The organism is Mycoplasma iguanae (assembly GCF_024722375.1).
Classification (GTDB): Bacteria; Bacillota_I; Bacilli_A; order Mycoplasmatales; family Metamycoplasmataceae; genus Mycoplasma_M; species Mycoplasma_M iguanae.
In genome coordinates, this window is the sequence record NZ_CP102734.1 from 523,970 (window position 1) to 545,299 (window position 21,330).

Annotated in this window: 21 protein-coding genes, 3 tRNA genes and 1 other RNA gene; 13 read left to right on the forward strand and 12 right to left on the reverse strand. The window is 24.3% G+C overall.

The window, feature by feature from the left end:
- Positions 1–73: 73 nt before the first annotated feature.
- The 3 genes from NV226_RS02395 to NV226_RS02405 all read right to left on the reverse strand — a co-directional run bounded on the left by NV226_RS02395 (position 74) and on the right by NV226_RS02405 (position 1,434).
- The gene (locus NV226_RS02395) at positions 74–1,045 is read right to left on the reverse strand and encodes a site-specific integrase (protein WP_258210731.1); all 972 of its coding nucleotides are present in this window, start codon (positions 1,043–1,045) and stop codon (positions 74–76) included.
- Between the two features lie 234 nt (positions 1,046–1,279).
- Positions 1,280–1,356 (reverse strand) — tRNA-Arg (locus NV226_RS02400).
- Positions 1,357–1,359: 3 nt separating this feature from the next.
- Positions 1,360–1,434: transfer RNA gene (locus tag NV226_RS02405), tRNA-Cys, on the reverse strand.
- Positions 1,435–1,663: 229 nt separating this feature from the next.
- Between NV226_RS02405 and NV226_RS02410 the strand changes: the two genes are divergently transcribed.
- From NV226_RS02410 to NV226_RS02440, 7 genes are all read left to right on the forward strand, one after another.
- Complete coding sequence (locus NV226_RS02410) at positions 1,664–2,947, forward strand: hypothetical protein (RefSeq protein WP_258210732.1); 1,284 nt, start codon at positions 1,664–1,666, stop codon at positions 2,945–2,947.
- A gap of 161 nt (positions 2,948–3,108) precedes the next feature.
- Entirely contained in the window at positions 3,109–3,909 is an 801-nt protein-coding gene (locus NV226_RS02415) for a MurR/RpiR family transcriptional regulator (protein ID WP_258210733.1), read from the forward strand.
- Positions 3,910–4,022: 113 nt separating this feature from the next.
- Entirely contained in the window at positions 4,023–4,940 is a 918-nt protein-coding gene (locus NV226_RS02420; protein ID WP_258210734.1) for a ribokinase, read from the forward strand.
- Positions 4,933–5,334 (forward strand): D-ribose pyranase, encoded by a 402-nt coding sequence (gene rbsD / locus NV226_RS02425; RefSeq protein WP_258210735.1) that lies wholly within the window; start codon positions 4,933–4,935, stop codon positions 5,332–5,334. The genes NV226_RS02420 and rbsD overlap by 8 nt, the downstream gene beginning before the upstream one ends.
- On the forward strand, positions 5,334–6,839 hold the full coding sequence (locus NV226_RS02430) for a sugar ABC transporter ATP-binding protein (RefSeq protein ID WP_258210736.1): 1,506 nt from the start codon (positions 5,334–5,336) through the stop codon (positions 6,837–6,839). Before rbsD ends, NV226_RS02430 begins: the two co-directional genes overlap by 1 nt.
- Entirely contained in the window at positions 6,832–8,547 is a 1,716-nt protein-coding gene (locus NV226_RS02435; RefSeq protein WP_258210737.1) for an ABC transporter permease subunit, read from the forward strand. Before NV226_RS02430 ends, NV226_RS02435 begins: the two co-directional genes overlap by 8 nt.
- A 1-nt stretch (position 8,548) precedes the next feature.
- Entirely contained in the window at positions 8,549–9,550 is a 1,002-nt protein-coding gene (locus NV226_RS02440; protein WP_258210738.1) for a substrate-binding domain-containing protein, read from the forward strand.
- Positions 9,551–9,653: 103 nt separating this feature from the next.
- On the opposite strand, the gene NV226_RS02445 is transcribed toward NV226_RS02440, so the two are convergent.
- The 3 genes from NV226_RS02445 to NV226_RS02455 form a co-directional block, all read right to left on the reverse strand.
- Positions 9,654–9,730, reverse strand: a tRNA-Arg gene (locus NV226_RS02445).
- Between the two features lie 105 nt (positions 9,731–9,835).
- Positions 9,836–10,651: a Cof-type HAD-IIB family hydrolase gene (locus tag NV226_RS02450; RefSeq protein WP_258210739.1), complete on the reverse strand. Its 816-nt coding sequence runs from the start codon at positions 10,649–10,651 to the stop codon at positions 9,836–9,838.
- A gap of 114 nt (positions 10,652–10,765) precedes the next feature.
- Positions 10,766–11,071 (reverse strand): thioredoxin family protein, encoded by a 306-nt coding sequence (locus NV226_RS02455; protein ID WP_258210740.1) that lies wholly within the window; start codon positions 11,069–11,071, stop codon positions 10,766–10,768.
- Between the two features lie 358 nt (positions 11,072–11,429).
- On the opposite strand from NV226_RS02455, the gene NV226_RS02460 reads away from it, so the two are divergent.
- The 3 genes from NV226_RS02460 (at position 11,430) to rnpB (ending at position 13,672) form a co-directional block, all read left to right on the forward strand.
- The gene (locus NV226_RS02460; RefSeq protein WP_258210741.1) at positions 11,430–12,761 is read left to right on the forward strand and encodes a phospholipase D-like domain-containing protein; all 1,332 of its coding nucleotides are present in this window, start codon (positions 11,430–11,432) and stop codon (positions 12,759–12,761) included.
- 84 nt (positions 12,762–12,845) lie between these two features.
- Positions 12,846–13,304, forward strand: coding sequence for a hypothetical protein (locus NV226_RS02465; protein ID WP_258210742.1), 459 nt, complete (start codon positions 12,846–12,848; stop codon positions 13,302–13,304).
- 76 nt (positions 13,305–13,380) lie between these two features.
- Positions 13,381–13,672, forward strand: an RNA gene (rnpB, locus tag NV226_RS02470) — RNase P RNA component class B.
- 74 nt (positions 13,673–13,746) lie between these two features.
- On the opposite strand, the gene NV226_RS03135 is transcribed toward rnpB, so the two are convergent.
- The gene (locus NV226_RS03135; RefSeq protein WP_373423262.1) at positions 13,747–15,114 is read right to left on the reverse strand and encodes an MAG0480 family ComEC-like protein; all 1,368 of its coding nucleotides are present in this window, start codon (positions 15,112–15,114) and stop codon (positions 13,747–13,749) included.
- A complete protein-coding gene (locus tag NV226_RS02475) occupies positions 15,033–15,527 on the reverse strand; it encodes an MAG0490 family ComEA-like DNA-binding protein (protein WP_258210743.1) in 495 nt (164 codons plus the stop codon). The genes NV226_RS03135 and NV226_RS02475 overlap by 82 nt, the downstream gene beginning before the upstream one ends.
- A 107-nt stretch (positions 15,528–15,634) precedes the next feature.
- Here NV226_RS02475 and NV226_RS02480 point away from each other — a divergent pair, with 107 nt between their 5' ends.
- Positions 15,635–16,162, forward strand: coding sequence for an MHJ_0274 family protein (locus tag NV226_RS02480; protein WP_258210744.1), 528 nt, complete (start codon positions 15,635–15,637; stop codon positions 16,160–16,162).
- A complete protein-coding gene (pgsA, locus tag NV226_RS02485; RefSeq protein WP_258210745.1) occupies positions 16,146–16,757 on the forward strand; it encodes a CDP-diacylglycerol--glycerol-3-phosphate 3-phosphatidyltransferase in 612 nt (203 codons plus the stop codon). Before NV226_RS02480 ends, pgsA begins: the two co-directional genes overlap by 17 nt.
- Before the next feature lie 26 nt (positions 16,758–16,783).
- Here the strand turns inward: pgsA and NV226_RS02490 are convergent, their stop codons facing one another.
- Together NV226_RS02490 and tyrS are read right to left on the reverse strand one after the other, a co-directional pair.
- The gene (locus tag NV226_RS02490; RefSeq protein WP_373423263.1) at positions 16,784–17,659 is read right to left on the reverse strand and encodes a UTP--glucose-1-phosphate uridylyltransferase; all 876 of its coding nucleotides are present in this window, start codon (positions 17,657–17,659) and stop codon (positions 16,784–16,786) included.
- Positions 17,660–17,776: 117 nt separating this feature from the next.
- Entirely contained in the window at positions 17,777–19,012 is a 1,236-nt protein-coding gene (gene tyrS, locus NV226_RS02495) for a tyrosine--tRNA ligase (protein WP_258210746.1), read from the reverse strand.
- A gap of 130 nt (positions 19,013–19,142) precedes the next feature.
- Between tyrS and NV226_RS02500 the strand changes: the two genes are divergently transcribed.
- Positions 19,143–20,009 (forward strand): DegV family protein, encoded by an 867-nt coding sequence (locus NV226_RS02500; protein WP_258210747.1) that lies wholly within the window; start codon positions 19,143–19,145, stop codon positions 20,007–20,009.
- Between the two features lie 93 nt (positions 20,010–20,102).
- Here the strand turns inward: NV226_RS02500 and rpsO are convergent, their stop codons facing one another.
- Positions 20,103–20,369, reverse strand: coding sequence for a 30S ribosomal protein S15 (gene rpsO, locus NV226_RS02505; RefSeq protein ID WP_258210748.1), 267 nt, complete (start codon positions 20,367–20,369; stop codon positions 20,103–20,105).
- 115 nt (positions 20,370–20,484) lie between these two features.
- A complete protein-coding gene (locus tag NV226_RS02510) occupies positions 20,485–21,330 on the reverse strand; it encodes an FAD synthase (RefSeq protein ID WP_258210749.1) in 846 nt (281 codons plus the stop codon).

A 21,330-nucleotide genomic window follows, 5' to 3' on the forward strand; every position in this document is an offset into this window, starting at 1 on the left:
ATAAAAAAGTTTTACAATTTATTAATGATATAAATTGTAAAACAACAAATAATTTGCATTATTGTTTTTGAATTTAGTTAAAATTTTTGTTTTTAGTCATTTTTAACTTTGTTAAATGATCTTTTAAATTTTTATTAATTTTTTGAAGAGAATTAAGCTCAAGATTTAAATGATTAATTTGGTTTAAAAGTATATTTCTTTCATCAAGTAGTTTTTTTACGTCTAAACTGTCTATAATCTCCATTTGTGCTCTTTCTAGGTTTCGCCTCATTATTGCTTCATTTTCAATTATATAAAATTCAAATAATTTCTTAGTGTTTTTATCTTTAGTAATCAACATAATTTCAGTTATAGACATTCCTGTGTCTACCATTTGTGCTATTTTATCAGCTATTAAAGTATCCGAATCTATAGAATTATTAAAATCTGGATATTTTGACAATACAAAATTTGAAAATTTTGTAAATTCAGCTTTATAGCTATCAGCGTCTACATTATTTAAAATCAATCAAGAATGAATTTTTTTAAAATCTTCCCTTAAATCTTCAGTAATTAATATCATTCTTTTAGAATTTGCTGCATTTACCTTAGTTTTTGCAACATTTACCATAAACTCTCAGTTGTCCATTTCTTTCCAGTTTACACGTGCTAATTCGTCAATTTTACAAGCATTAGCTCATTGAATTAAAAACAACATTCTAAAAACTGGTTTTTTGTATAAAATTAACATTTTTTTCAAAATTTGGCGTTGTTCTGGAGTATATGCATTTTTTAAAGTTTTATCGTCTTTAAATCTTTCAAGATTATGAACTTTAAAACTTTTTTCATATTCTAAATTTACTCATTTAATAAATGAAGATATATGGTGCATTTTTAGATTTTTTGTACTGCTTTTTATGTCTAAATTAGCAATTAATTCATTTATACTTTCTATATTGATAGTTTCAAAATTTTCTAATAATTTTAATGTATTTTTTATTGATGATCTAGTTTTGATGTTTTCAAATTTTGATAAATATATTTCAATCATTTTTTGTAATTCCATAAAATCTCCCATTTTATAAATATTTAATAACAAAAATTAGGATTTTTATTTATAAATTATTAATCACTAAATTAAAATCATTTATGAAAATTCACAATAATTTTCTTTGTTTTTGTTAGTTAAAATTATACTTATTTTAATTAACTTTTACAACTGTTTTAAATATCATCTAAAAATCTAAAAATAAAAAAATCTTGTTTATATAAACAAGATTTTTAGGTCATTTTTATGATATGGCGCGCCCGGAAGGAGTCGAACCCTCAACCTTTTGGGCCGTAACCAAACACTCTGTCCAATTGAGCTACGAGCGCATATGGAGGCACCAACCGGACTCGAACCGGTAATCAGGGTGTTGCAGACCCATGCCTTCGCCGTTTGGCCATGGTGCCCCTTTGGGGTTAAAAAGCTTTGAAATTATACAATATTTTTAGGAAATTATTTTAATAAAATTTTGGCAACACCATTATTTTTCTATTAGTTTCTGCTTTTAAACAATATTTTTTAGAAAAAAAATGGTAGTAAATATCTTATGAGATTTGAGAACTTGAATTTTTCATTTTTTTATAGCTTTTTAAAATATTTTTATTTTTTAATTTTTCAAATTAAAATTAAATTATTATGAAAAAATATTTAATGTTAAATGCTTTATGAGTCGCACCACTGATTACAATTTCTTGTTCATCTGCTTCAAAACCCGTTCAAGAAGTAAGCACACCGGTTAAAACAGCTCCGGTTAATGATAATCCAACATCAAAGCCCAATTTAGATAATCAATCTAATTTAACTAATGTGAGTTTTGATCAAAAATTTAGTAATATTGTTAAAGCTAAAGATAATAATGATATTTATGCAATAAACCAAAAAAATCAATTAGTTAAGTGAAAAAATCAAAATTGAGAAGTTATTGCCGATAATATAGCTCAAAATAGCCCTTTATTAATTTCTAAGGGCAGAATTAGTGCTATGGATACTAATGGTAACTATGTTTTAATTCAAGGAAATAAAGTTTTAGGAAGTAGTGTTAAGATTGCTCCTTTAAGTACTTTTATTCATTTAGGTTTTGCTTCAATTGTTGTAGCAAAAGAAGGTAATAATTATTATTTAACTAGATTAGAATCTAGTGGTAATTCTATGACAATAAATTCTCAAAATAGAACAGAAAAATTATTGCCTGATAGTAAACCAATTCAAGTTAATTTACCTAGCGGGAATAATGATAATGGTCATATCACAGTCTTAACAACTCCCGATGATAGTGATCAACATTCAAATCTACATATAGGTGACTCCATTAATGCTAAAAAAATATTATTTATTGAAAGACATGATATGAATGATATTTGAGCATCGATAAGCTTAGATAATAATGTTTTTCATGAAAATAGAATTCAATCTATTTTGATAAATGGAAAAAATTATTTAGTAACAGTTCTTACAAGCAAAGATTCTCAAATGTCAAAAATAATACTTTTAGAAAGATCAGGTGCAGAATTAAAGATTGTCAGTGAAGGACCAGAAGTTGCTGCTAATCTATGAATGAGTTTTGTTGTAGTTAATAATTCACAATTAATTGTTAATCATAGTCCTCATGCAAATTCTGTAACTTTTTTATATAAATTTGATAATAATCTAAAAATTACCACAGAAAAAGTTAGTTCAGAGATTACGACTTATTTAGCTGATAGTTTTCATACAAATATTTCAAGCTTTGATGAAAAAAATTTTTATGCACCAAATTTTCAAGACAAAACTATTTTAACTGCTATTAACTTAAACGATAAAACTTCTAAAACAATTAAAATACCTCATAATATTAAAAACATCATAGCATTAAATAATTCAAAAAATGAAGTTTTAGTTCTTGATGAAGACCAAAACATTTATAAATTAAAATTTTTTTAATAATTTTTAATTTATAAATGTTGCCATAAAGCAATCCTTAATTTTTCTTACATTAATAAAAATAGTGTAAGTCCAGAAATTTCATAAAAAAAACATTATTTCTCTGTTTAATTATAAAAAATCTAACTTTTTTATAAAATTTTATGTTTTATAATTTTAAAATGAAACTTTTTGAAAATAAAATCACTTTTTTAACTGAATATGAAGCGGAAGTTGTAAATTTTATCAATCAAAAGCCTAGTGATTTTATTAACTATTCTATTAATAGAATAGCATCTGAATGCATGGTATCTACAGGAGTAATTTCTCGCCTATATAACAAATTGGGTTTTAATTCTTTAAGAGATTTGCAATTTTTTGTTCACTATCAACTTTTAAGTAATAACTATATTAATGAAAATAGTGAACAAAAAACTATCAAAAAATTTGCCTCAGAAATTAGCAATTCTTATATTTATACATTTAATAAAATAATTGAAAATATTAATAACAATATTTTTGAAACTATTATTCAAAAAATATTAAATACCAAACAAATTTATATTTTTGGTTCAAGACAAAGCTATACTTCTTGTCAACTACTAAGTAAAAAAATGCAACAAATTAATATTTTTGCAATTTTTGAAAAAAGTTTTCCCCAATTGATTCATAAAATTAAAAATTTAAATTCTGAAGCTTTATTTATTATTTTTTCTCATTCTGGAAATTCTAAAGAAATTGATTTTTTAATTAATTCATTACAAAGTAAAAAATACGATTTTATTATTATTACTGGTAATTTTGATAAATTTTCTTATCATGAATTTGTAATTTCTTATGAATTAAATGACATTTGAATTAATGATGCAATGAATTCATTAATTTCACATCATTTTATTATTGATCTTATTGTTGAGTATATTAAAAAGCGAAAAAATATTCATGAAAATGATGAATTATTGAAAATTTGAAATAAATTATAAAAGTAAAAAAATCACATAACTAAATTCAATCTATGTGATTTTTTTACTTTTTATTTAATAATGCCTCAAAAAATAGAATAATGATTTTAGCACTATTATAAGGGGGTAAAAAAATGAAAAAAATTTTAGTTGTTGGTTCAGTTAATGTTGATCTTGTGCTAAAAATTCGAAATTTTCCAAGACCAGGGGAAACGATTTATTCCGCTGGTAAAAAAATTTTTTTAGGTGGCAAAGGAATTAATCAAGCTATTGCTTTGAAAAAATTGGCCAATGATGTTACTTTCATTGGCAAAATAGGCAATGATCAAGAAAGTAATTTTGTACTAGAAGAAGCCAATAAATATCAGTTAAATTTAAATGATATTGTAAAAATTGAAGCAACCACTGGTATTGCTCATATTTCTGTTTTGGAAAATGGTGAAAATACTATTATTTTAGTTCCTGGAGCAAACCATAAATTTGATAATGAAAATTATCAAAAATGAGAAGAAAAAATATCACAATATGATTTTTTATTAGTGCAATTAGAAGTGACAAATTCATTCGTTTTTGAATTAATCAAAATTGCTAATAAACTTCATAAAAAAATTATTTTAAATCCAGCTCCAGCTAAAAAAATTCCTTTAAATATTTTAGGATTATGTGATTTTATCATTCCTAATGAAACAGAATTATCAACAATTTTTGATTTAGATCCAATTGCTAATGAACAAGAAATTGCAATAATTTTACAAAAATTTTATCAACAATATCCACAAACTACTTTTATAGTTACTTTTGGAGCTAAAGGAGTTTATTATCTAGATCAAAATCAAAATTTAATTAATATTCCAGCTAAAAAAAATATAGATGTAGTGGATACAACAGGAGCAGGTGATAGTTTTATTGCAGCTTTTATTACTCAAATTATCAACAATAAAACAATTGAAGAAGCAATTGATTTTGGAATTTTAGCTTCTAGTATAACCATCACTCGACAAGGGGCCGCTGTTTCTACACCTACCTTGGAGGAGGTAAAAAATAATGTTTAAAAATGCAAAACATTTACTTAATTCAAAATTAAATTCACTAATTGCTCAATTAGGACATTTTGATGAGATTACCATTTCTGATGCAGGTTTACCAATTCCTAAAGATCCTTCAATTAAAGTTATTGATCTATCTTTAATTGAAGGAATCCCTTCATTTCAAGATGTAGTTAATGCTATTGTCGAAAATTTAGCAATAGAAGAAATGATTTTTGCTTCAGAAATTAAAGAGTTTAATCCCAAAAATTACAATCAATTTGAAAAAACAGATATCAAAATAAGGTTTGTTAATCATGAAGAATTCAAACAAAGAACTCATCATTCAAAAGCTATTATTAGAACCGGTGAACAAACACCTTATGCCAATGTAATTTTAATTTGTGGAGTGAATTTTTAATGCAGGCTATTTTAGAAGTTAAAAATATTAAAAAGAGCTTTGCAAAATCAATAGCTCTTAAAAATGCAGAAATACGAGCTTATCCAGGAAAAGTTAATGTTCTTATGGGCGAAAATGGAGCAGGTAAATCAACAATAATGAACATAATTTCAGGTAATTTAAAACCAGAAAGTGGAGAAATTTTTTTTGAAGGCCAAAAAATTAATGTTTTTAATCTTAAAAAATCTCAAAAATTAGGGATTGCTATTGTTCATCAGGAAATTAAATTAGTTGATACTTTAACTGTTGCAGAAAATATTTTTCTAGGAAGAGAAATTAAATATAAATCAGGAATAATCAATTATTCACAAATGAATTTATTAGCTCAAGAAATTATTGATCAATTAGATGCATCTATTAATGTAAAAACTAAGGCAAAAAATTTGTCAATTGCTCAAAAACAGCTAGTAGAAATTTCAAAAGCTTTATCTCAAAAAAATAAAGTGTTAATTTTCGATGAACCAACTTCTTCAATTGGGGTTAAAGAAACTAAAAATTTATTCAAAATTATTGAAAAATTAAAAAAACAAAATATTGCAATTTTATATATCACTCATCGAATGGAAGAACTAGCAAAAATTGCGGATTTTGTCACAATTTTTCGTGATGGAGAATTTATCATTGAAGAAAAATATCAAAAAATTAGTGATGAAAAAATTGTGGAATTAATGGTGGGAAGAAAATTAGAGAACTTTTTACCAACCAAAAAAACTATTGAAAAAAAACGAACTTTAATTAAAGTAGAAAATATTTACAATCAATATGTAAAAAATATTAATTTTGAAATTAAAAGTGGAGAAATTTTATGTTTTGCAGGATTAGTAGGTGCAAAAAGAACTGAATTATTTAAATCACTTTTAGGTTTTTACAAAATTGATTCAGGCAATATTTATTTAAATAATAAGAAGATTATTTTTAATCATCCTGCTAATGCAATTAAAAATAAAATCTACTATGTGTCTGAAGATCGTAAAAATGAAGGTTTATTTTTAGATAAATCAATAAGTTTTAATAATTCAATTTCTTCTATTAATTTTGTCAGTTATTTTAAAGGTCTTTTAATAAATTTACAAAAAGAAAAAGCAGTTAGTGAAGCAATCAGCTTTAAATTAAAAATAAAAATGAATTCTGTAAAACAATTTGTCAAAAATTTATCTGGAGGAAATCAACAAAAAGTTTCCATTGCTAAAGCTTTACTCACAGAACCTAATATTATTATTTTTGATGAGCCTACAAGAGGAGTAGATGTAGGCGCTAGAAAAGAAATTTATGAAATTATTAATCAATTAAAAAATGATAATAAAGCAATAGTAATTATTTCATCTGATTTAGCTGAAGTAATTGCAATGTATGATCGACTTATTGTTATGAATCAAGGACAGATAATTATTGACACTTACCAAAAATTAAATCAACAACAAATTATGAATTATGCACTTAATTTTAAAGGAGGTAAAAATGATTAAAAAAATTGAATATTATAATAATTTAATTAATAAGATTCCCCAACAAAATAATTTACAAATTCAACAATTAAAACATGAAAATCATTTAATTATTGAAAAATGTTTAGATAAAGTTTTAAAAAAATCAATATTTTATCAAGACAAAAATAATTATTTGCAAAATAAAATTAATAAATATCAAGATGATATTTTAAATTTAAAATCTCAAAAAATTCTTAATCCACAATTGAATTTTGACAACAAAATGCAAAAATTGAATTTCATAATTGAAAAATTAGAAACAAAACTGACACAACAAAAAAATACTTTAAATCTTCGGCTTGAAGCTTATAGTAAGAAAATAAAATTTCAAATTGAAGAATTTAAAAAGAATAATCAAATTGAAGAAAGAAAACTTCAAGAAAAAATTGATTCAAAAAATCAAAAATTTTTTGAATCTCAAAATCAAAAATTTTCAGATTATCGCAATCAACTAATTAAAATTGAAAATCAATATCAATTAGAAAGTAAAAAAATTGCAAGCGAAAATAATCAAAAAATTAATAATTTAAATTCATCTAATGAAGTTATATATCAAAAACAGTTACAGTTATTAGATTTAGAACTTCATCAATCACTAAAAAGTTTGGAAACAAAATATTCTAAATTACAAAAAAAGATTTATCAAAAAATTAAAGTATTTAATTTTTTGAATAATTTTAAGAATTCACTTTTTTATCAAAAAGCAGATAAAACTGTATATGAATGAATTTTCCGCAATAAATTAATTTTTTTAATCTTAATTTTTGCTATAGTTGTTGGTTCAATTTATCCGAGATTCTTTCATTACGAAAATTGATTAAGTAATATTTTGCAACAAAACATTGCTATTGGTTTTCTATCTTTGGGAATGACTTTTATTATTTTAACTGGATCTATCGATCTATCGGTAGGTTCAACCATGGCTTTATCGGGCGGATTAACTTTATATCTTTATTCCAATAATGGCATCGCTTTAGGATGAGCAATTATTTTGGGTCTTTTAATTGCTCTAGCTTTAAGTGGAATTATGGGTTTTTTAAGTTCTTATGGAAAGTTACAATCTTTTATTGTAACTTTAGTAGGTTTATTAGTTTTTCGTGGGATCTTAAATACAATTTTAGCAGGTTCACCAGTAACTGTCAGAGATAGCGCTTTTATTAATTATTTAGGTAATGGTTATATTGGTGAAGTTGGTGCCATTGTTATAATATTTGTAATTGTAACTTTGATTTTAATCTTTATTTTAAAATGAACTAAATTGGGTCGTTATGTTTATGCAACAGGATCAAATAAAAATGCTGCTAAAGCTTCAGGAATTAAAACTAAATTAATTATTACTTTAGTTTTTATTATTTCTGGCTTAATGATTTATTTTGGAACTTTAGCTTATATCGGTAATGTACGTTCAATTGAACCTCAAACAGCAAATGGTTATGAATTATCAGCTATTGCAGCAGTTGTTTTAGGTGGAACTTCTCTAACAGGTGGTAAGGGAAGTATTGGGAAAACTATTATTGGTTGATTATTGATTAGCATTTTAAATAATGCTTTAGTTTTTTTAAGAGTTGATAGTAATATGCAACTTGTATTTAGGGGAATAATAATTTTATTGGCTGTTTTATTTGATAAACAATTTAACTTTGTTGCTCAATCAAAAAATCTTTTAGTAAAGATCAGAGGTTATTAACATGTCTTTAAAATTTGTGAAATTATGAAATAAAATTAAAAAAAGTAGCTTATTTGTAATTTTTAGCTTAGGAGTTTTAACAGCAATTATTGCTGGCATAGCAGTCGCTAATCGCAATCAACCTAAAGAAGTTATTTCTTTAATTTTATCTACAAAAAACAATCCTTTTTTTAATGAAATTGAAACTGCAGTTGTAAATGAATTTGATAAACAAAATCAATATGATCTTCAAATTTTTGATTCTGAAAATGATGATAATAAACAAGTCGAAAATATTCGTAATGCTGTAGCTTTAGGCTCTAAAGCCTTAATTATTAATGTCGTCAATTCTTCAACTGCTTGAGATGGCGGATTATCTGATGTTGCAAAAAGAAATATTCCAATTTTTGCAATTGATCGAAATATAACAGCTCCTTTGGGAAAAATTACGCAAACAATTGCTTCTAATAATGTTCAAGGAGCTAAGGATATTGCAGAGTGATTTTTAAAAAAATATCCTCAAGCTGGAGTTGATAATATTTTTCACCTAGGTGGAGTTCAAGGTTCTCAAGCTGCTCAAGATCGTGAAAAAGGTTTTAAAGAAGGCTTCCGGAAAGATTATTTAATTTCTGAAGTAGCTGACTTTTCTCGTTCAGTGGGTCTAGCAAAAACTAATGATATTTTACAATCTCGTGGAGAAGAATTTAAAATAATCTTTGCAGATAACGATGAAATGGCTATTGGGGCAATTGAGGCGATTGAAGCGAGAAATTTCCATGCAGTTAATACGACTCCTTATGATATTGCTAAAGGTAAATATTATGTTCTAGGTTTTGATGGGACTAGTGATGCTTTAAAATTAATCAAAGAAAATAAAATGGTAGCAACTGTAATTCAACAACCTGCTTTAATGGGACAAATTGCAGCTCAAAGTACCTTTAAAGTTTTAAAAGGCGAAACAGTAGAATCTATTCATGACGCTCAAACTATTGTAGTATCTAGTGATAATATTGATCAATTTTAAAAAATGAGTCAATATATTAACAAATTAAAGCTGAAATAATTAAATATTCACAAAAAATAAAAATCTTGTTTTTCAACAAGATTTTTTTAATCATTTCATGATATGGCGCACCCGGAAGGAATCGAACCCTCAACCTTTTGGGCCGTAACCAAACACTCTGTCCAATTGAGCTACGAGCGCATATGAGAACACGAACAAAAGATTAAAAACGGAAATTATGGTATTACAGGCCCATGCTTTCGCTGTTTGATAATGATGCTCTTTTAGGATTTAAAAGCTTTGAAATTATGAAATATTTTGGGGAAATTCTTTTGATAAAATTTTGGCAACACCGCCATTTTTTCTATTTGGCCCTACTTCATGAGCAATCTTTTTAAATTTTTTAATTGAATTTTTCATAGAAATCAATTTTCCCATATGACCTATAACTGTTGAATCATTCATAGAATCACCTATATGGATCGTTTCTTTGGGATCAATTTTTAAATATTTTTTAGCAACAAAAGCATTAGCTAAACCTTTAGTGGCATTTTTATCAGTTACTTCAATTGCTCAATTACGACCAACAATTTTAACCGTAATACCATTAAAATTGTTTTCTAAATATTTGGCAAATTTTTTAATTTTAATTTTTGAAAAACCAATAATTAAAAGTTTATTTACACCATTTAAAGGAATTTTGGCATTTGCGAATTTTTCAGGTATTAGATGAGAAAACTTAGAAATTAAATAAGTTTTAGTTTTATTACCGTAAATTTCATTTGTAGAATTGATAGAAAAAGTTAATTTTCATTCTTCAACTTTTTGAGCAATAGCTTTAACTAAATCATTATCTAAAACTATATTTCTTAAATAGTTGAAATCTTTATCAATAATTACTGATCCATTTTGACAAACTGCATAATTAATTCCTAATAATTGAATAATTTTCTTTGTCTGATCATTCAAAGATCGTCCTGTAGAAATTACCACAGGAAATTTTTCTTTAATTCGATGAATTGCTTCAATATTTTTGTTACTAATTCTAGCATAATGTCAAAAACCACGATCTAGTAGGGTACCATCAAGATCAATAAAAACAGCTTTTGGTTGTAATTTCATAGACTTAATTATAATAAAAAAGTTATAAAAAATAACTATATTTGTGTCTTATTACATAATAAAAATAAAAAAACCTATAACAAGTTATTGCATATAGGTTTTTGAATAATTTGCTTATACACTTTTTAGAACTTCTAAAATTTTGTCTTTAGGTGCGTATCCTACAAATTTATTAACTGGTTCACCATCTTTGAAAATAAAAGTTGTTGGAGTTCCTTGAACTTGCATTTCAATTGCAAATTCACGGTCTTTATCAATATCTACTTTGTAAATATCGACGTTTAATTCTTTAGAAATTTCTTCTAAAACAGGACCAAGCATTTTACATGGTCCACATCACAGAGCATGGAAATTTAATAAAACTAAACCTTTAGACATTTTTTCATTAGTTAAGTCACTTTTAACTATATCGTATACCATAATTTAATTCTCCATTTCATATAAATAAGATAATGAATAAATAATAATACAAAAAATAAAAAAACATTAAAAAATTAGAAAAAAAGTTGTTTTTTTGCATTTTTTTAATTTTATTTGCTTTTTTAATGATGTATTAAATGTTAAAAAACCTATATTTAATTAAAAGAATGTAAAATTATAATTAATAATGAAAAGAAAAAACATATTTTTAAGTTATGTACATAATATTTTATCTGTGTTAATTTTATTTGGTTTATTTATTTCAATTATGCTTTTAATAAAATTTCGCATTTATTACATTACTATACTTATTTTAATAATATATGTTATATCAGTATCAACAAATCTTTTTATTTTTATGCAAAAGCGTCATAATGAAGCTAAATTATCTTGATTAATTACTTTGAGTTTGCTTCCTATAATCGGTCATTTTTTGTTTTTTTTATTAGGATTAAAATACAAAAATGTTTTATCTAAGGAAAAATATTATCATAGCTATAATAAATTGTTTCAGCCTGATGAAGATGCCAAAAATGTTCTTTTAGAAAAAGAAGATCGTTTTTCTAAAGGTGTTAAACATCTGACACAAAGAAAGTTTAAAAATGCAGATTTTTCCATTATTAATCATGGTGAAGAATACTTTCAAAAATTATTCCAATATTTAAAAAAAGCAGAAAAATTTATTCATATTGAAATATACATCATTAAACGTGGTGAAATTTGAGAAGAATTAAAAACTATTTTAATTAATAAAGCTAAACAAGGTGTGGAAATAAGAATTATTGTTGATTCTTTTGGTCTGATGGATATTCCAAAAACAGATTTAATTTTATTGGAACAAAGTGGAATTCATTTATTAAAATATGGTGTCATTAATTTTCCATTTTTAAATTCAGGAGTTTTTTATAGAACACATAAAAAATATTTTATTATTGATGGAAAAATACTTTTTTCTGGAGGAAATAACATTTCCGATGAATATGCTTGTTATCATCCAAAGTATGGTGATTGACAAGATGCTAATTTTTATGTACAAGGTGAATTTGTTAAACAATACTCCATTGCTTTTATAAATGGATGAAAACTCTTTTCTAATGAACAATTATCATTAAAAAAATATGCGCCAATTTATTATTCGGAAAAAAATGATACTGTTGCAATGTTGTTAGAAGATGGCCCAATTACCGATGAAGCAACTTTAGAAGAATTTATTCTATTTATGATTAATAAATCACAAAATATAATTCGCTTTAGTACACCTTATTTTGTTCCTACCCAAAAAGTTTTAACAGCTTTAAAAAATGCTTTAATGTCAGGAATAAAAGTTGAAATCTATGTTCCGGGAATTTATGACAAAGCATATGTTAAAACTACAACTTTTTTTTATTTAAAAGAATTACAAAAATACGGTTTAAAAATTTACTTTTTAAGAGAAAAGTTTTTACACTCTAAAATGGCTTCTTTTGATGATAAATATGCATACATTGGAACTTTAAATATCGATGTTCGCTCTTTTTATTCACAATATGAGATAATTTCATTTGTAAAAGGTGAAGCTGTTAAACAAATTAACCAAACCTTTTGAAATTATAAAAATGCTTCATTAACATGAGAACAAATGCCAAATACACATAAAAAATATACAGTGATATTCGTGTTTTTTGTTAAACTATTTAAGCCGCTATTGTAAAGTATTAGATTCATTAAAGATTTAAATGGATTTAATAAACAATAAAGCTAAATCAATTAAATTAAAATACAATAAGGAGAAAAAATGTATACAAAAATTGAGTTATTATTTCTGAAAAAATTAACTATTACTAGCATTGCTATTTGATTTATCAATATTTTTTTAATAATTGCTTTTATAGCGATTCAAGTTGCTATAGCAATGACAGCTATCAATAACAATAAAATTAGTACTGACATATCTTTTGATATCAATTCAAAAAGCAGTTCATTTCTGTCAATAGGATGAAGTGGACTAACTATTTTTGTTGTTATCATTATAATTTCTTTTATTAATTTTATTCTGACAATAATTATTTTAGTAAAATTATCAAATTTAAAAGTAATATATCCTTTTGATTTTAATACAGCTTGAATTTTAATAATTATTGGTTTATTTACAGGAATTGCTGGAATTATTGGTAAATTCATAGCTTTAAGTAAAACTAACAATCTATTATCAAAAGTAGAAGAAGAACCAAATTTAAATAATATTGAATTCTAAAGTTTTTAATAACTATCTTCAATAAAATAAATTATTTATTTTTATATAACAAAACTTTTTTGGTATAAAATAAGAGCGCACCGGTCAACTGCTGCTTTTTTAATAAGTAGAGGAAAGTCCGTACTGACACTACCTGTGATGGTAGTAGTGTTCATGTTGGGCCCAATAAGCCCAAGCCTAGACGACAAGTGCCACAGAGACGAGCTTATTTTAAATAAGGTGAAACGCGGTAAACTCCATGAGTCAGAAACCCAAATTTTGGTAGGGGAGCTCAATAATGGGAACCGAACCTAATTTGAGAACTTAATTATTAAGTTAGAGAAATAGTTGACACCATGATTACATGGTACAGAATACGGCTTATAGGTGCACACATGTTTAATTACACCAAAACATTAATATACTATTATTAGCTTATTAATGTTTTTTTATTTCGCTTACATTAAAAGTAAAAAATATTTTTTCTATTTTTTGTCTTTATTTCTCAAACAAAAAATAATATTGCCATTAAAAAATAAATTACCACAATCATTTCTTTAGTTAAAAAACTAAAATTTAACATCAAACTAAATTTATCAAAAAACAGAAAAATTTTATCTAAAAATAGAAAATATATATTCATTAAATCTTTTCATCAGAATAATGTAAAACTCATAAAAAAAGAAATTAAAATAATAGGAGTAAAAATTAGATTATTTATAAAACCTCAAATATTTATTTCTTTGTTGAAAAAAATATTTAATAAGTTAGCTGAAAAATAGGCCACTAATGCAATTGTTATTTGCTGATCTGATTTTTTGTAAAATTTTATTTTTATTGCTAAAAAAATAAAAAACAAAATTACAAATGAAAAAATAAAAGATGAATCAAAAATGACAAATATATTATGTAATAAAAATATTAAAGCCGTTATTGCTAAAATTTCAATTTTAGTAAGATAATTGTAAAATCATTTCTTGTTAATAAAAACAATTATGAAAAAAATATAAGCTCTTAAGGTTGATAACCTAAAATTAATTAAGAATAAATATAGAAATCCTATCACACAAAAAAATATGAAAGCTATATCATTTTGATGTCTACTTTTTTTGAATATCCATAATAGTATTTTATAAAAAATTCCCACATGGAAACCACTAATCACAAAAAGATGCAAAATATTTAATCTATTTAAAAGATTTATAAAATCTGAATTAGAATTTATATTTTTACCTAACAAAAGAAAAAATATATAATCTTGATAAATTTTTGTACTATTGATTAAAAAATAGTTTTCTATATATTTTTGAATTTCTTTGCCATTTGAAATTAATAATAATTCTTTGGGTTTTTCTATTATGTAAAAAACTTTTTTTGATTTTAAATAATTAACAAAATCAAAATCTGTTTTATTTTGAGGATAATTTGCAATACCTTTAATTTGTACAATTGAATTTAAATTTATTTCATTTTTTGTGTTAATAAAAATTCTTTGTTGTTTAAATTCTATGATGATTCCTGTTTTCAGTTTTTCTTTTACAAGAAATTGACCATTTATATCAATTTTGTTATTTTCTGGATAATAAACAAAAAACCAGAGAAATAAAACAAGAAAACTTATAAAAATTGCAATTATTAAAAAATTTCACTTGATTAACAGAAGGGAAAAAAGTAAAAGAAAAATTATGATTGAAAAAATAATTCAAATTTTATTAAGTATTAATAGTAAAGCAATTTGTATAGCAAAAACTAAGAATCAATTACTATAAAAGTTTTTAATTTTGCTAAGGTGATTTTGCCAATACCAGGAAGGGCTAAAATATCATTTCAATTAACTTTTTCTTTTAATTTTCTTAAATTTAAAATTTTTTCTTTTAATGCCTTAGAGATTTTTATATCTTTTAAATCTTCTAAAGTGTTTATTGCTTTCCAATTTATTTTTGAATTATTATTTTTTCTTTTTTTACCAATAAAAAAAGTATTATCACTTTCTGCTTTTTGTTCTAAATTTAACTGAGAAATATCCGCAGAATTTAATAAGTTGATTTGCAGGATTATTTCTTTTAATTTTGTATCTTTTTTAACAATCAATTTTATCGGTCTTTTTACTTCACCTATAAATTCTCATATATATGTTATCTGAGATTGATCAATTTTAGGATGAAGCAGCAAAGTAAAGGAAGTTAAACTTGTAACTAATACAAACAGAAAAAATCCGCTTATTATAAATATTTTTCATTTCACATTTTTTACCCCTTAATAAATAGCATTTTTTAAGTTATAAAAAAATATTTGCTAATTAATGTAAAATTATTTAGCTTATTAAAATTTATTTTTAAAGGAGAAAAAAGATGGAAATGTGAATTATTTTAGCTGTTTTACTGGGGGCTATTGTATTTTTCTTCTTTTTTCAATGATTCTCAAACATTCGAAAAAGAAAAAAACAAAAAAAACTTAATGAACAATTTTTAATTGACCAGGAAAAAGCAAAATTTGAAATTATTGCAACAATTTCAACAATTATTGAACAAAACCAAAAACATCTTGATAACTTTGTAGTGTCAGTTGGTTTATACAAAATGAGTGATATTAATAATTTTGCTAAAGAAAGTTTAAAAAAAATTCAACAAACAAAAAATTATAATTTGTTTGTTAAAAATGAGGACTTTCCGATCTTGCAAGATTTGGATTTATATTTAAATAATTTATCAAAAACAAAAAGTAATCTTTGAAGTAGAAATTGCATAATTGAATTAGAATACTTCCAAAAACAAAAACAAGAATTAGAAAATCGTCCTGATTTTCAAGATATAAAAAATAATACTGAAATTTTATTAAAAGAACAAATGGAAAAATTCATTCATGACACTAGCAAATAAATTAACAATTTTTCGAATTGTTGTTGTTATTCCCTTTTTAATTTGTTTAATAACTTTCTGGTATCTTAATAAACAAGCAGCAGCTGCTTTATCAATCAAATCAAAAAATATTGAATTATTCTTTATAGCTTTTGTTTTATTTGTAGTAGCAATGCTAACTGATTTAATTGATGGTTACATTGCAAGGAAAACTAAAACTGTTACTATTTTTGGAAAAATTTTAGATCCTATTGCAGATAAAATTATGATTAATTCTACTTTAATTATTTTGAGTGTATTTAATTTTATTCCTTTCTGAATAACAATTATTTTTGTTTTAAGAGATATAACAGTTGATGGAGTCCGTAATTTTTATGCTTCACGTAACATTGATATTTCCGCTTCCATTTACGGAAAATTAAAAACTTTTTTTCAATTTGTTGCACTTGTACTAATTTTTCTTACTATTCTTTTTATTACAAATATTGAAGATTACAAATTACAAAAAATTTGATACTGATTATTGCAAATTCCTTTATTAATTAGTTTAATATTTAGTTTAATTTCCGGATATTTATATTTAAAACCCTTTTTTAAAAAAGAACATTTTAAATAAAAAAACCAGCTTAAAAACTGGTTTTTTTATAATTTTTTTGCTTTAATAAATTGTACTATTTCAGCTTGAATTTCTGGATCTTCTAAAGCATAATCGATGTTAGCTTTAACAAATCCTTCTACAGAACCTAAATCATATCTTGTTCCTTCAAATTCATAAGCATAAATTTTTTGAGTTTTTAATAGTTCATCAAATGCATCTACTAATTGAATTTCGGAATTATTTTCCGGTTTCAGTTTTTTCAAAATAGCCAAAATTTCGGGAGTAAAAACATACCTTCCTAAAATAGCTTTATTGCTTGGGCTATTTTCTAATTTAGGTTTTTCAACTGCACCTTTGATTTCAAAAATTTTTGCATTTTTTTGTTCTGGATCAAGTGGATCAACCACGCCATATTTATCTAAATGTTCGGATTTAATTGATTGCACTCCTACAATAGAGTTTCCCAGCTTTTCATATTGCTCAATCAACTGTTTAATTGCAGGAATTTGTGACATAATCAAATCATCTCCCAAAATAACAGCAAAAGGTTCATTCTTGATTTTTGAAGCTGCTACTGCAATTGCATGTCCTAAACCTAGTTGTTCATTTTGATAAACAACTGTAATATGTTTTTTAATATTAGTTTTTTGAATTAGTTCTAAAATATCTGTTTTACCTTTTTGTGCTAGTTCATATTCCAAACCATAGTTAATATCAAAATAATTATTAATTTCTTCTTTTCTTGGTGAAATTACTAAAATAATCTCTTCAATACCAGAATTTAAAGCTTCATGAATTAATCAATCAATGATTGGTTTATTGAGTACTGGTACTAATTCTTTATGCACCACTTTAGTCATTGGTAAAAATCTTGTTCCTCATCCTGCTGCAGGAATAATTAATTTTTTAACTTTTTTCATGATTCAAAATTATAACAATAATATCTTAAGTTGCTTAATTACTAAAAATTATATGTAGTAAGATTAATATATTTAAAATCTTCAATAATTCTAGTGCAACTTAATTATTTTTTGTCTTTAATTCATCACCTCAAAAACAAAATAATTTTTTTTGCCTTTTTTAACAATAAAAAAGTTTTCTCATTTTGCAAAAGTTTCTACTGCTTTTTCTACAATAAATTCTTTTGATCCATTAATTTCAATAGTTTTATTATTTAAAAACTCATTTAGTTCTCTATTACTTATTGCTATTTTATTTTCAATTAAACTCTCTTTTAATGTCATTGATTTTGCAACTTTAAAGAAAGGTACTGCTCCTTTTAAATTTTCAATATCTTGCAGTGTAAATTGATTAATTTGATTATTAAATAGTAAATGTGTAATTTTTTCTGCTTCTAGGGCAGCATTTTGACCATGAATGTCTTTAACAACTTCAAAAGCTAGTATTTTTTGGGCTTTTTTATGAGCTGGTAAGGAAAAATGTTCTTTTTCTAATTGATTGATTTTTTCAATATCAATGAAAGTTAATCACTTTAAAAGCTTAATTACTTCAGCATCATTTTGGTTTAATAAAAATTGATACATGCTAAAAGGAGTGGTTTTATTTTTATCCAATCACAACGATCCACCACCAGTTGATTTACCAAATTTATTACCTTGTGCATCTGTTAATAAATTTGCAGTTAATCCTACTGCTTTATTTTCATCACCGAAGTATTTTCTAATTAATTCAATTCCTGTTACGATATTTCCTCATTGATCAGAACCACCAAATTGATTTTTGATATTGAAGTTTTCATATAAATATTTAAAATCTCAACCTTGAATTAATTGATAAGAAAATTCTGTAAAAGATAATCCATCTTGAATTCTAGAAACTACCGAATCTCGATTAATCATTACACTAATATTAATATTTTTTCCTACTTCTCTTAAGAAATCTAAAATATTCATATTCTTATAAATATCGAAGTTATCAAAAACTTCTAAACCTTGTGCTTCTAATTGATTTTTAACAGCATTTTTATTTCTAATAATTGTTTCATAATCCAACAAAGCTCTTTCTCCAGCTTTAAAAGATGGATCTCCAATCATCCCTGTAGCTCCACCTAAAACTGCAAGAACTTTCTTTCCAGCTTTTTGGAAACGCTTTAAAATGCTAATTTGAATGTAATTACCTAAATGTAATGATTCTGCAGTAGGATCAAAACCAATGTAAACACCTTCATCATTTGACTGCTTTAAAAATTTTTCTTCATTTGTAATATCTTTTAATATATTGCGAACTTTTAAATCTGCTAATATTTTTTTCACATTATACCTTTCTAGATAATTAAAAAATTTCTTCTTTGAATTTTTTTAATTTAACTGATTAACCTGTTACTTAATTTTATAGAAAATTTTAATTTTACAAAAAAGACATAAATTAAGTATAATTTTAGCTATGAAAATTGCAATAATTATAGATTCAGCTGTTGGTCTAACAAAACAACAGTGTGAGAAAAAAGGTTGATATTTTTTACCTCTTTTTTTCAGCATTGATAATAAAGAATATGCTGATGGAATTGATGAAAAAACTAAAGACCTATACCAAATATTAAAACCGGATTCTGATGTTAATACATCATGTACACCCGTAGGTGAAGCGGTTAAACTTGTAGAAAGTATTTATGATAAGTACGATAAAATTGTGATTTATCCCATTAGTGAAAAACTTTCATCGCAATATAATAATTTATTATCAACTTTATCATCATATAAAAAGGTTAGAGTTGTAAAATCTAAAAAATTAACATTATTAACAGCTTTAGATTTGTTAAATTTTGAAAAAAATATTGCTAATAATATGAAATTTGATAAGGCTGTTGATATTTTGGAAGATGATTTAAATCTTAAATTTTTATTAATTCCAAAATTTAATGATGCTCTTGTTCGAGGTGGTCGTTTAACTCCTGCAGCTGCAACTGTTGCAAAATTGCTAAAAATTGTTCCTATTATTAAACTTGAAAATGGTGAACTAAAAAAAGAAGGTGTGGGTAGATTATTTAGAAAATCAATTACTAAATACTTCAAAGAATTACATACACAATATCCTGAACACATTCCATTTGTAATTCATTCAAATAATAAAGAAATTGAAGAAATTAAATTGGAAATGCAAGCAATTTCAGGGCAGGAGATTAACATATTTAATATCCCTAATGTTATTGGTATTCATACAGGAATCGAAGCTATTGCTTTTACAAAATTACCTATTGATTCTGAAAGGATTCAAGAACTTTATGATCTTTTTGAAATCAAAAGATCATAACAAAAACAACTAAAACCAGTAATACTGGTTTTTTTATATAAAAAAAATTGAGAAGATCATTCTCAACTTATTCTAATTATAATAATGAATTTATTATTTTCTAATTCCAAGTTCTTTAATAAGTGATTGATATTTATCAAAGTTTTTTGATTTTAGATAGCTTAATAATTTTTTACGTTTATTAACCTTAGCAATAAATCCCCGCATTGAGTGTTTATCTTTTTTATTATCTTTAAAATGCAATTTTAAAGATTCAATTTCTGCAGTTAAGATAGCAATTTGAACTTCTGAAGCTCCTGAATTTGTTTCAGATCCTCCAAATTTAACTAATAATTCTTTTTTTTGTTCTTTTGACAACATTGTCTTCTCCTATACGTTTATAACCTAGCAAAAAGGTAACTAATTTTTTTACCAAGTGATAAATAATTTTTTTCCTATTAAATAAAGTTAAAACGATATTTAATAAGCTTGTTTATTATAAATTATTTTTAATTTTTAAAAAGAAATTCATAGCATTTTCTGTATCTTTTTCTGTAATTTGGTCTCTTTCAGTAGAAATAATTGTTCGACTTTTCTCTAAAAACTCAATTCTTAAATCACTAGTATTAATTGTGTCAAAATCTTCATCCAAAATTTTAAAACTTAATTTTTGGTTAAATCCTATTTTAACAATTCCATGAAATTCTTTATTTGCAAATAACAAATTAGCAAAGTAAATTCCTTTAGCTAATTGTGTAATATTTTCTGGTCAATAAGCTTCAAAAGAATCAGCAATTCTTGTAATATTTATAGAATAAGGTTTATATAAAAAATGATTTAAATAATCTAATTCACCAAAAATAATACTTTCTTTTAAAAGAGAACTAGAAATTTTTATATTATTAAATTTTAATAATTCAACAATTATCGTGTTATTAAAATACTGCTGCAATTTTTCTGCATCTCAAGCAGCATTTTTACCTAAACGGTAATCTTCACCTACTATTAAATATTTTGCCCCTATATTAATTAGTTGCTTTATAAAATATGGAGCTTCTAAATTTTGAATTTCATGAAAATTCAAAACTACAATATGCTTGATACCCAAATCTGCTAGTCAGTCTAAACGGACTTCTAGCTGCATAATATTTCCATCTCTTATATTAGGTAAATCACTGGGATTACTTATTAAAAAAACTACAATATCATCGACATCTTTTAAAGCTTTAGCAGTTTTTATTAATTGTAAATGTCCTTGGTGAATTGTTTCAAATCCACCCAAAATAAAAACTGCATTATTAAAATGAACCTTTTGAAAAGTTTTATAAACTCGAGTTTTCAA